Origin of the sequence: Paraburkholderia sp. MM6662-R1, from assembly GCF_050436245.1 — a bacterium.
Taxonomy (GTDB): domain Bacteria; phylum Pseudomonadota; class Gammaproteobacteria; order Burkholderiales; family Burkholderiaceae; genus Paraburkholderia; species Paraburkholderia tuberum.
This window is the reverse complement of record NZ_JBNDLV010000004.1, coordinates 74212-85804: the sequence shown is the minus strand read 5'-3', so window position 1 is coordinate 85804 and position 11593 is coordinate 74212. Positions and strand designations below refer to the sequence as shown.

The window sequence follows — 11593 nt, the reverse complement described above, 5'->3', positions numbered from 1 at the left end:
ACCTACCGCAATATCCGACAGGACGCCGACCCCGATCAACGTAGCGACGCTGCCGTCAGCGTGAATCTTTACCATCGCGCGCGAAGCGCAGGAACGCCTTGACGGCGGGCGCTCGCTCGTGCCGACAGTTGCGAGGGCCGCACGCTGGCCGAGTCCGCGAGTGGCGAATCGGCTGGCAGCGCGAGCACGAAGCGGTCGCGATGCACGGTCGTGGCCTGAATGCCGGTTGCGAGCGGCATCGGCGGACGCACGTAGGCCGCGTCGAGCAGTCCGTCGCCGAGCATCGCGGCGACCGCGTCCATCGGCACTTCGCGGATCGATACCTCGACGCCCGCATGCGTGCCACGAAAGCCGCCGACCACCTTCTGCAACACGCCCGCGTACGCGGCCGACGCCACATAGCCGATCTCGATGCGTCCCACCTCGCCGCGTCCGGCGAGCAACGCGCGCTGCGCGGCACGCGCGAAATGCAGCTTCGCCGCGGGTTTTGCGGCGGCGCTGGGGGTAGCGGCGCGCGTCGCGGCGTCGGTGGTGGCGGTGGTGTGGAAGCGCGCCGGGCGGGCGGAGGTGGTGCGCTTCAAGGGAGCGGTATCGGAAGGGTAAAAGCCGTCGTCGGCTCGCGCCGGCCCCCTTTCGCGCCGTTTTCCGATATCGTGTGCGCCATCCCCGCCGCCTACCGCGCGCGGGCTGTTTTTCCGGAGCGCGGCGCGACGCTGCGCGTGCATGACGCGCTCCCGCAATACACCATACGACATCAATGAGCCACCCCAACACCGAGCTGATCGAACGTTTCTACACCGCCTTCCGGCAACGCGACGCCGAGACCATGGTCGCCTGTTATGCCGACGACGTCGTCTTCAGCGACCCCGCTTTCGGCGAGCTGGTCGGCGACGAAGCGCGCGACATGTGGCGCATGCTCGTCAAGCATGCGCAAGACTTCACGCTGAGCTTCAGCGACATCGAGGCGGACGACCATACCGGCCGCGCGCAGTGGGTGGCGCGCTACCGTTTCGTCCAGACGGGGCGCGACGTCGTGAACCGGATCGAGGCGCGTTTCGTGTTCCGCGATGGGCTCATCGTCGAGCATCGCGACCGCTTCGATCTGTGGCTGTGGATGCGCCAGGCGATGGGCGTGCGCGGCACGCTGTTCGGCTGGTCGCCGTTCGTGCAGCGGATGCTCAGGCAGCAGGCGCGCCGAGGGCTGCTGCACTATCGCGGGCAGTTGACGCGCGACTAGGTGCGCGCGGGCGGCGCGGTGTATTTCCGCTGCATGAACGGCCAGCGCCAGCTCGATCCGTCGACTCTGCACGGCGGCGCGCCGGTGCTTGCCGGCGATAAGTGGATCATGACGAAATGGATGCGCGAGCGCGCGTGCGGCTGAGGCTGGGTCACATCAGTGGGAGGCGTGCCGAGGCGGGGCCTATTCGGCCGCTTTGTAAACATCCGGTCGATGCAGCTCCATATACCGCTCGGGGTTCTCGAGCGACGTGAACCCATGCGGCGCATAGACGTGATGCGCGTCGGTCGTGACCAACATGATTCTGCGCAGCGTGACGAGCGAAGGGCTCGCAAAGATATGTTTCATCAACGCCGACGCATAGCCCTGGCCGCGATACGCGGGCAGCACGAACACGTCGCATAGGTAGGCGAAGGTCGCCTCGTCGGTGACGAGGCGCGCGAACGCCATCTGCTTGCCGTCGACAAACCCGCCGAAGCAGAGCGACCCGGCGACGGCGCGCTTGAAGGTCGCGCGTGGCATGCCTCGCGCCCACGGCGTTTCCTGCGACAGGAATGTGTAGACGAGCTCGAGGTCGAGATCGTCGATGCGGCTGGAAATCGTCAGTTCGCCTGCTTGCACGGCACGTCTCCTTTTGATCGCGCAGCGCTTGCTGCGTCCGCTAGCTCTTCGCCGGAGTTTCACCGCCGCGCGAACCCCCACCGATACTCTGCCCGGCATTGCGGGCGAGCCCCATATATCCAAGCACGGACAGCAGCGTCAGCACGCCCGCGAACAGGAACGCGAGGCGGAAATCGTCGAGCGTGAACACGTGGCCGGTCGTCTCGCCGTTGAACAGCGCCGCGACGCGCAGCGACACCGCGCCGAACGCGATGCCGAGACCGATCGTCATCTGCGCGGCCGCGCTCCACAGCGTACTCGCCGCGCTCATCTGCGGCTGCGGGATGTCGGCGTAGGCGAGCGTCGCGAGCGTCGAGAACTGCATCGAGCGCGCGACGCCGTACACGAACACGACGATCAGCACGAACACGAGCGGCACGTCCGGCGTCAGCAGTCCGCACGCGATGATGAAAATGCCGGCCACCGCCACATCGACGATCGACACCATCCGGAAGCCGTAGCGCTGCAGGATGCGCGTGGTCAGCGCCTTCATGCCGAGATTGCCGAGCGCGCTCGCGAGCAGCAGCAGCCCCGAGCGGAACGCCGACAGCCCGAAACCGACCTGGAACAGCAGCGGCATCAGATAGGGCACCGCGCCAATGCCAATGCGCGTGAACGAACCGGTGATGACCGTCACGGAAAACGTCGGCACCTTCAGCGTCGATACGTCGACGAGCGGATACGGATGACGCTTCGCATGCTGGAACGCGAGCGCGCCGACCAGCAGACCGCCCGCCACGATCGAGACCGCGAGCCACGGATTGGTGGCCGCCTGGCTCGCGAGTTCTGCGCCGTACAGAATCGCGGTCAGCGCGACGCCGCTCAGCAGCAGGCCGACGACGTCGAGCGGCTTGCGTTCGGTGCCGCGCAGGTTCGGCACGATGGCGAGCGCGACGGCAATCGCCGCGAGGCCGAACGGCACGTTCAGCAGGAAGATCCAGCGCCACGATGCGTAGGTGGTGATGAAGCCGCCGATCGGCGGGCCGACCACCGGCGCCGCGATGGCCGGCCATGTGATCGTCGAGATCGCCTGCATCATGCGAGCTTTCTCGGTGCTGCGGACCACGATGAGACGGCCGACCGGCACCATCATCGCGCCGCCGATGCCTTGCAGCAGTCGCGCGGCCGTGAACTCGGGCACGTTCTGCGACAGTCCGCACAGCACCGACGCGACCGTGAACACGCCGATCGCGCTGACGAACACGGTGCGCGCGCCGCAGCGGTCGGCGACCCAGCCGCTCGCCGGGATGAAGATCGCGAGCGCGAGCATGTAGGCGGTCATGCCGAGACTCAGGCTGTTCGGGCCGACGCCGAACGAACGCGCCATCTGCGGCAGCGCGGTGGCGATCACCGTGGTGTCGAGGTACTCCATGAAGAAGGTAGCCGCGACGATGTACGGCAGCCAGCCGACGTGCGCGGTGCGGGTGCCGCTCATCGGGCGAGCTCCCGTGCTGCGCGCGTGCGCGCTGAAAGACAATTGACGAGCCCGCGCGGGGCGCGTGAAGAGTTTGACTTCATGGTGCTTGCGACTACCTTTCGTTTGCGTTTTTGTGCTTCTGCCGGCAGCCGGGAGAGCGGTCCCGCGGACGAGGCCGGCGCCGCGAACATCAGCGTGCCCGATTGCCAGCCCTGAATCCTAACGCAATAAAGGGTTCCACATCGCGCAGGCATGCAGCGCGTCGCACCGCCGCGCCGCCGCCCGAGCGTCAGTCCTTCCCCGCGTACTCCTTGTCCAGCCGGTCATACAGCGGCTTGTTGACGAGCCGCTGGCGCTCGCTGAACGGCGCGACGATCGTCGCGTCCTCGTCGAGGCGGCCGTTGCTTTGCAGCGTGCCGAGCGCGCGCTGCATGCCGAGCACCGCGCCCTGCAGCGCCGCATTCGCGTACAGCACGATGCCGTAGCCGAGCTTCGCGAGCGCGTCGCGCGACTGCACCGGCGTCTTGCCGCCGATCACGATGTTGATCAGCTGCGGCACATTGAACAGCCCCGGCAGACGCTCGATGTCGGCGAGCGATTCGGTCGCCTCGATGAACAGGATGTCGGCGCCCGCCTCGATGAAGCGATGACCGCGCTCGATCGCGTCCTCGATGCCGTGGACCGCGGCCGCGTCGGTGCGCGCCATGATCTGCAGGTTCGCGTCTTCGCGCGCGTCGACAGCCGCGCGGATCTTGCCGACCATCTCGCTCGCCGCGACGACTTCCTTGCCCGAGAAGTGGCCGCATTTTTTGGGCATCACCTGATCTTCGAACTGGATCACGTCGGCGCCGCTGCGCTCGAGCACGCGCACGGTCTGGCGCACGTTCAGCGCGTTGCCGAAGCCGGTGTCGGCATCGACGATCAGCGGCAGCGCGACCGCGTCGCGGATGCGCGCGGTGTGCTCTGCGACTTCGGCAAGGCCGATGAAGCCCAGGTCGGGTAGCCCGAGCGACATGTTGGTGACGCCCGCGCCGGTGATGTAGACCGCCTCGAAACCGGCGTCCTCGATCACGCGCGCGCTCATCGCGTTGAACGCGCCGGGCACGAGCAGGCCCTGACGCTGATTGACTTTGGCGCGGAACGCGGCGCGGCGGGTGGCGGAAGTGGTGGTCATGATGCAGGTCTCCAGAAGGGAAATCGGTAAGGGAACGCGACCGACATTCTGCAGGAAGCGTGCCATTGAACGGCAGTTCGCCGGTCGTGCCGCTGGAACAAGGCTTTGCGCGATATGAACTCCTGCCTGGACGTTCATGGCACAATCGGTGGAACGTTTCATGAAACGTTTCGAGAAACGTTTCAATCAAGGAGAGCCGCGTGTCCACGTTCACCCCATTTGTCGCCAATCCTGGCCCCGCCGTCGATGCCGGGCGGCCCGGTGTCGCACTCGTCAGTATCAGCCGACTGCAGTCGCTTTGCGAGACGGTGGCGCCGCGCTACGCGGGCCGGGCGAAGTTCTTCACGGTGCGGGAGGGCTACGGCGCGGCCGTCGCCGCGTTGCAGGCTTACGTGGACGCAGGTTCGGTCGACGTCGTACTGTCCGCCGGCTCGAACGGCGCGTACCTGCGCGAGAACCTCAGCGTGCCGGTGGTAATGGTCAAGGTGAATGGCTTCGACGTGCTGAGCGCGATCACGCGCGCGACCGCCACATGGCCGCAGGCGCGCATCGGGCTCGTGCTGCACGAAGCAATCGCGCAGGAGCTGGCCGACCTGAGCCCGCTCTTGAACGTCGATCTGCGGCAGCGCGCGTATCGGTCGATCGACGAAGTGCGGCTCGCAGTCGATGAACTCGCCGCGCAGGGCTGCCGCGTGGTGGTCGGCGCTGGCATGGCCTGCGATCTGGCGCAGCAGGCCGGCATGGAAAGCGTGTTCCTGTATTCGCTTGCCGCGGTCGAGGAAGCGTTCGAGCGCTCGGTCGAACTGGCGCGGGTGAGCCGCCAGAAGGAATCGAAGCGGGTGCGCCTGAACACGATCGTCGCGCATCTGCGCGACGGCGTCGCCGCGTTCGACGAAGCCGCCCAGCTCGAAGCCGTCAACCCGGCAATGCTCGAACTGCTCGGTCTAGGCGCCGCGCAGGCGGTCCCAAACGACGACGAGGACACCCCCACACGAGTCGCGCGCGCGCTCGCGCCGCTGCTGCGCGAGACGCGCGCCGCCGACCAGCCGGTCGACGAACGCATCGAACAGATCGGCGGCCGCGCACTGATCGTCGGCTGTGTGCCGATCGTCGAGCAGGGCGCGCGCGCCGGTTTCGTCGTGACGGCGCAGGACGCGCTCGTTGCGCAGCGGATCGACCGTTCCCTGCGCACCAGCCAGCGGCCGAGGCATCTGGTCGCGCGGCACCGGCTCGACGATCTGATCGGCGCTTCGGCGGCGCTCGAGCGCGTGCGCCGGCTCGCGCGCGCCGGCGCCGCGCACGACGCGACCGTGCTCCTGAGTGGCGAAAGCGGCACCGGCAAGGAACTGGTCGCACAGGGCATCCACAACGCGAGCCGGCGGCGCGGCAATCCGTTCGTCGCGTTCAACTGCGCGGCGGTGCCCGAGGGGCTGATCGAAAGCGAACTGTTCGGACACGAGGAAGGGGCGTTCACGGGTGCGCGGCGCGGCGGCAAGCCGGGGTTGTTTGAAATCGCGCACACCGGCACTATTTTTCTCGATGAGATCGGCGAAATGCCGGCCGCGCTGCAAAGCCGGCTATTGCGCGTGCTGCAGGAGCGCGAGGTGATGAAGCTCGGCGCGGGCCGCGCGACGCCGGTCGACGTGAGGGTGATCGCTGCGACGCACCGTGATCTGCACGCGCTCGTCGAGGAGGGCGCGTTTCGCGCGGACCTGTATTTCAGATTAAATCTGCTTCAGATAAAATTGCCGCCGCTGCGCGAACGCCGTGCCGACATCGCGCCGCTGGCGCGGCACCTGCTGCAGCGCAGCGCGCTGCAGTACGGCTTGTCGGCGGCCGGGCTCGAGCGGGTGCTCGTGTTTCTCGCCCCGCTTTTTGCGGATTACGCGTGGCCCGGTAACGTCCGTGAACTGGAAAATCTCCTGGCCCGTGCGGCGATTTATATCGGTGAGCCAACCAACGAGATGTCCGGGAACTTGACTGCCGACGCCTTGCCAGACCGGCAGGCCGTGTTTCCCGAGTTCTTCCGGATCAGCGCGGTCGAGGTCGAGCAGATCACCCAGGCGCCTCCGGGCCCTGCGCCCGGCAGTACGGCGCCCCGCGCTACCCCCAGCCGTGAGGCTGCGCTGCGCGCTCTCGAACAATCGGGCGGCAATCGCGCCGCCGCGAGCCGAGCGCTCGGCATCGGCAGAACCACGCTGTGGCGGCTTCTGAAGGGCTGAAACGCCCGGCAAATCGTCCGATAGTTTCGACTGACGAAACGAATAGTGCGAAACTATCGAACCCATTAATACAATCTGCTTTACCTATTAAGCGCACTCTGACATACTGGCTCCACTTTCCAACCCCCTCAAAGAGAGGATTTAGCAAATGCCGATCATCAACAGTCAAGTCAAACCGTTCAAAGCACAGGCTTTTCACAACGGCGATTTCCAGACCGTCACTGAAGAAAGCCTGAAGGGCAAGTGGTCGGTTTTCGTGTTCTACCCGGCCGACTTCACGTTCGTGTGCCCGACCGAACTCGGTGACCTGGCCGATCGTTATGAAGATTTCAAGAAGCTGGGCGTGGAAATCTACAGCGTGTCGACCGATACGCACTTCACGCACAAGGCCTGGCACGACACGTCGGATACGATCCGCAAGATCAAGTACCCGATGCTGGCTGACCCGACGCTCGCTATCTCGCGCAACTTCGACGTGCTGATCGAAGAAGAAGGCCTCGCGCTGCGTGGCACGTTCGTGATCAACCCGGAAGGCGAGATCAAGCTGTGCGAAATCCACGACAACGGCATCGGCCGTGACGCTGGCGAACTGCTGCGCAAGGTTCAGGCTGCTCAGTACATCGCCAAGCACCCGGGCGAAGTGTGCCCCGCCAAGTGGACGCCGGGCGCGCAAACGCTGACCCCGTCGCTCGACCTGATCGGCAAGATCTAAGGTCCGCGCAGCTCACGCTGCACCCGCAGTCTGCATCTGCCGGGATCTTCCCGGCGCTTCACCGCGCGAATCGCCTGATACGGCGCTTCGCGCGTCCCCGGGCCCAACACGTCCTATCCGGATGCGTGCGGCGCCGGGACACCCACACCCCTCGTCACGGAATCGCAACGCCATGCTCGACGTCAATCTCAAGACTCAACTGAAGTCGTACCTCGAAAAAGTTAGCAGGCCTATCGAGCTCGTCGCGTCGATCGATGACAGCGCGAAGTCCCAGGAGCTGCTGGCCCTGCTGAACGACATCGCGACCTTGTCGGAGCGCGTCACGGTGATCGAGCGTCGCGGCGACGACGAACGCAAGCCGTCGTTCTCGATTGGCGAAGCGGGCAAGGAAACCGGCATCCGTTTCGCCGGCATTCCGATGGGGCATGAATTCACGTCGCTCGTCCTCGCACTGCTGCAGGTCGGCGGCCATCCGGTCAAACTCGACGATGCGGTGATCGAACAGATCCGCAGCCTCGACGGCGACTATCAATTCGAAACGTATTTCTCGCTGTCGTGCCAGAACTGCCCGGAAGTCGTGCAGGCGCTGAACGTGATGGCGTTGATCAATCCGCGCATCCGTCACGTCGCGATCGACGGCGCGCTGTTCCAGAACGAAGTCGACGCGCGCCAGATCATGGCGGTACCGACGATGTTCCTGAACGGCGAAACCTTCGGCCAGGGCCGCAGCGGCGTGAAGGAAATCCTCGCGAAGCTCGACACCAACGCCGGTGCGCGCGCCGCGAAGCAACTGGAGAACAAGCCGGTGTTCGACACGCTGATCGTCGGCGGCGGCCCGGCGGGCGCGGCGGCGGCGATCTACTCGGCGCGCAAGGGCATTGCGACCGGTGTCGTGGCCGAGCGGTTTGGTGGCCAGGTGCTCGACACGCTGTCGATCGAGAACTTCGTCTCCGTGACCGAAACCGAAGGACCGAAGTTCGCGACCGCGCTCGAACAGCACGTGAAGACCTATGACGTCGACATCATGGACGTGCAGCGCGCCGAAGCGCTGATTCCTGGGCGCATCATCGAAGTACGTCTGGCCAACGGCGCGGTGCTGAAGGCGAAGACGATCATCCTCGCGACCGGTGCGCGCTGGCGCGAAATCAACGTGCCGGGCGAGCGCGAGTATCGCAATCATGGCGTCGCGTACTGCCCGCACTGCGATGGCCCGCTGTTCAAGGGCAAGCGCGTCGCGGTGATCGGCGGCGGCAACTCGGGCGTCGAGGCGGCGATCGACCTCGCGGGTCTCGTGCGCGAAGTGACGCTGCTCGAATTCGGTGCGACGCTGCGTGCCGACGAGGTGCTGCAACGCAAGCTGCGCAGCCTGCCGAACGTGACGGTCCTCACGCAAGCGCAGACCACGGAAATCACCGGCGACGGCAAGAAGGTCAACGGTCTGGTCTACAAGGACCTCGCTTCGGGCGAAGTGAAGACGGTCGAACTCGAAGGCGTGTTCGTGCAGATCGGTCTCGTGCCGAACACCGAATGGCTGAAGGGCACGGTCGAGCTGTCGAAGCATGGCGAGATCGTCGTCGATGCGCGCGGCGCGACGTCGGTGCCGGGCGTCTTCGCCGCCGGCGACGTGACCACGGTGCCATTCAAGCAGATCGTGATCGCGGTGGGCGAGGGCGCGAAGGCATCGCTGTCCGCATTCGATCACCTGATCCGCAACAGCGAAGAAGTCGCGGCGGTCAGCGAAGCGGAAGCGGAAGCCGAAGCAGCGGTTTGATTCGGTAGCTCAGAGAGGCAAACGGCGGCCCGCGGGCCGCCGTTTCAGTTTGCGCATGCAAAGGCCCGCATTCGTGCGGGCCTTTTTCGTTAAAGCACGGGAATCGGTATCACCGCCGGTCGAACGAATACTTGCCGGGGCCGGTCACGCACAACAGCAGCAACCCGCCGATGATGCCGATGTTCTTGTAGAAATGAATCATATTGTCGTACTGCATCGCGCCGGTCATGTTCCAGTAGTGATGGCCGATGATCGCGGTGCCGAGCGTATACACCGCAAGCAGCAGCGCCAGCGGTCGCGTGAAAAATCCCACTAACAGCGCGACGCCCACCACAAGCTCCATCACCACCGCGATAACAGCCGACAACGCCGGCACGGGCGCGCCGATCGACGTCATATAAGCGACGGTGCCGGCAAAGCCGGTCAGCTTCGACCAGCCGAACATCACGAACAGCACCATCAGCAGGATTCGAGCGACGAGAACGACGAAGTCTTTCTGGTTTTCAAACAGTGTGTAGCGCATGATTTTTCCCGATAGGGTCGAGCGATGAAGCTCGCTGGAAATCGTCGTCCAGCGAGCCGCGTTCAGGTTTGAGTCAATAGCGGCGCAAGCGGAGCGCTTATGCCCACAACGCCGAGGTTTCGATATTACGCAGGTCGAACACGAGCACTTCCGCATCGCGGCCCTGCGTGAACGTCAGCGCTTCTTCACCCCGCACCCGCGCGCCGTCACCCTCGCCAAGCTCGACGCCATTCACCGTGACGCTGCCGCGCGCCACCTGAACATATGCATAGCGGTCCTTCGCGAGTTCGAGCCGCGCGGTTTCCTCGCCGTCGAACAGACCGGCATACACGCGCGCATCCTGTTGCAACTGCAGTGAACCGTGCGCACCGTGCGGCGACAGCACGAGCCGCAGCACACCGCGCTTGTCGGCCGCGTCGAAGTGCTGTTGCTGATAGCGCGGCTTCGTGCCTTGCTGGGCCGGCGCGATCCAGATCTGCAGAAAGTGCACCGGCTCGCTCTTCGAATGGTTGTATTCGCTGTGCGCCACACCGGTGCCCGCGCTCATCAACTGGACGTCGCCCGGCACGATCACCGAGCCCGTGCCCATCGTGTCCTTGTGTTCGAGCGCGCCTTCGAGCACGTACGAAAAGATCTCCATGTCGCGATGCGGATGCTTGCCGAAGCCCTGCGCCGGCGCCACACGGTCGTCGTTGATCACGAGCAGGTCGGAGAAGCCGTTCTGCTTCGGATCGTGATAGTTCGCGAACGAAAACGTATGACGCGAGCTGAGCCAGCCGTGTTCCGCGCGGCCACGTTGGTTGGCGTGTCTGATTTCGAGCATGCTCTTTCTCCTTGAGTTTTGTCGTGCGATCCGGGCCAGATGTTTGGCTGCGATCCATGAACGACAGTGTAGGTCAATCCGGATGGCTATAATCATGATCAAACCGGAAACACTGTCGCATTGGAGTGGACAATACGATGCAACTCGATGACATGCGCATCTTCGTCGCGACCGTCGACGCCCACAATTTCACCGCCGCGGCCAACCGGCTGTCGCTGTCGAAACAGTTCGTGAGCCGCCGTGTGATGGCGCTCGAGGAAGCACTCGGTGTGCAACTGCTGATCCGCAACACGCGCAAGCTGGCGGTGACCGATCTGGGTCAGGAGTTCTACGAGCGCGCGAAGCGCATCCTCGGCGAGGTCGAGGACGCCGAGCAGGCCATGTCGCTGCGCCGCGCCGGGCCGCGCGGGCTGCTACGCGTGAGCGCGCCGATGTCGTTCGGCATGATGCATCTGTCGCCGCTCGTCGCGGCGTTTCTGCGCGAGCATCGCGACGTGCGCTTCGACATGGAACTGAGCGACCGCGCCGTCGATGTGGTCGGCGAAGGCTTCGACATGGCGATCCGTATCGGCACGCTGGCGGATTCGTCGCTGATCGCGCAAAAGCTGATCGATGTGAAGATGGTGGCGTGCTGCAGCCCCGGTTATCTGCGCCGGCGTGGCAGCCCGGCCGTGCCTGGCGATCTCGCGAACCACGAATGTCTGCTGTACGGCCACGGCGGCGCGGTGAGCTGGGACTTCAGCGTCGAGGGCGTGGTGAAGAGCGTCGAGGTGCGCGGGCCGTTACGCGCCAATAACGGCGATCTGATTCGCGATGCGGCCGTCGCGGGACTTGGAATCGTTCGGCTGCCGGATTTCATCGTCGCCGATGCGCTCGCAAGCGGACAACTCGTGCCCGTGCTCGAAGCGTTCCTGCCGTCGGCGACGGGCGTCTATGCCGTGTATCCGCAGCATCGGCAAAGCTCGGTCACGATCCGGGCATTCGTCGAGTTTCTGCGCAGGCATCTGAGGAAGAAGCTCGCGACCGAACCGCGGACGCCCGTCGGCTAATCCCC

Annotated in this window: 11 protein-coding genes and 1 pseudogene; 6 read left to right on the top strand and 6 right to left on the bottom strand. The window is 65.3% G+C overall.

Features of this window, described 5'->3' with window-relative positions:
- Positions 1-68: 68 nt before the first annotated feature.
- Positions 69-581 (bottom strand): LysR substrate-binding domain-containing protein, encoded by a 513-nt coding sequence (locus OKW39_RS30170; RefSeq protein WP_429564326.1) that lies wholly within the window; start codon positions 579-581, stop codon positions 69-71.
- 176 nt (positions 582-757) lie between these two features.
- Here OKW39_RS30170 and OKW39_RS30165 point away from each other — a divergent pair, with 176 nt between their 5' ends.
- Positions 758-1237 carry a nuclear transport factor 2 family protein gene (locus OKW39_RS30165; protein WP_429333814.1) on the top strand — a complete coding sequence of 160 codons (480 nt, stop codon included), beginning with the start codon at positions 758-760 and terminating at the stop codon, positions 1235-1237.
- Positions 1238-1240: 3 nt separating this feature from the next.
- Positions 1241-1381 (top strand): annotated as a pseudogene (locus OKW39_RS30160) (2-oxoglutarate-dependent dioxygenase); the annotation flags it as partial.
- 39 nt (positions 1382-1420) lie between these two features.
- Here the strand turns inward: OKW39_RS30160 and OKW39_RS30155 are convergent.
- The 3 genes from OKW39_RS30155 to OKW39_RS30145 all read right to left on the bottom strand — a co-directional run bounded on the left by OKW39_RS30155 (position 1421) and on the right by OKW39_RS30145 (position 4488).
- On the bottom strand, positions 1421-1858 hold the full coding sequence (locus OKW39_RS30155; RefSeq protein ID WP_429564325.1) for a GNAT family N-acetyltransferase: 438 nt from the start codon (positions 1856-1858) through the stop codon (positions 1421-1423).
- A 40-nt stretch (positions 1859-1898) separates the two neighbouring features.
- A complete protein-coding gene (locus tag OKW39_RS30150) occupies positions 1899-3332 on the bottom strand; it encodes an MFS transporter (RefSeq protein ID WP_429365517.1) in 1434 nt (477 codons plus the stop codon).
- 271 nt (positions 3333-3603) lie between these two features.
- Positions 3604-4488 (bottom strand): isocitrate lyase/PEP mutase family protein, encoded by an 885-nt coding sequence (locus tag OKW39_RS30145; protein WP_090810512.1) that lies wholly within the window; start codon positions 4486-4488, stop codon positions 3604-3606.
- Between the two features lie 200 nt (positions 4489-4688).
- Between OKW39_RS30145 and prpR the strand changes: the two genes are divergently transcribed.
- The 3 genes from prpR to ahpF all read left to right on the top strand — a co-directional run bounded on the left by prpR (position 4689) and on the right by ahpF (position 9193).
- The gene (prpR, locus tag OKW39_RS30140; RefSeq protein WP_429333817.1) at positions 4689-6710 is read left to right on the top strand and encodes a propionate catabolism operon regulatory protein PrpR; all 2022 of its coding nucleotides are present in this window, start codon (positions 4689-4691) and stop codon (positions 6708-6710) included.
- 148 nt (positions 6711-6858) lie between these two features.
- Positions 6859-7422 carry an alkyl hydroperoxide reductase subunit C gene (gene ahpC, locus OKW39_RS30135; protein ID WP_090809789.1) on the top strand — a complete coding sequence of 188 codons (564 nt, stop codon included), beginning with the start codon at positions 6859-6861 and terminating at the stop codon, positions 7420-7422.
- Positions 7423-7594: 172 nt separating this feature from the next.
- Positions 7595-9193, top strand: coding sequence for an alkyl hydroperoxide reductase subunit F (gene ahpF, locus OKW39_RS30130; RefSeq protein WP_090809791.1), 1599 nt, complete (start codon positions 7595-7597; stop codon positions 9191-9193).
- Positions 9194-9302: 109 nt separating this feature from the next.
- On the opposite strand, the gene OKW39_RS30125 is transcribed toward ahpF, so the two are convergent.
- Positions 9303-9716 carry a DoxX family protein gene (locus tag OKW39_RS30125; RefSeq protein WP_429564324.1) on the bottom strand — a complete coding sequence of 138 codons (414 nt, stop codon included), beginning with the start codon at positions 9714-9716 and terminating at the stop codon, positions 9303-9305.
- 97 nt (positions 9717-9813) lie between these two features.
- Positions 9814-10539 (bottom strand): pirin family protein, encoded by a 726-nt coding sequence (locus OKW39_RS30120; RefSeq protein ID WP_429564323.1) that lies wholly within the window; start codon positions 10537-10539, stop codon positions 9814-9816.
- A gap of 137 nt (positions 10540-10676) precedes the next feature.
- On the opposite strand from OKW39_RS30120, the gene OKW39_RS30115 reads away from it, so the two are divergent.
- Positions 10677-11588, top strand: a complete 912-nt coding sequence (locus OKW39_RS30115) for a LysR family transcriptional regulator (protein WP_184060001.1) — start codon at positions 10677-10679, stop codon at positions 11586-11588.
- Positions 11589-11593 lie beyond the last annotated feature (5 nt).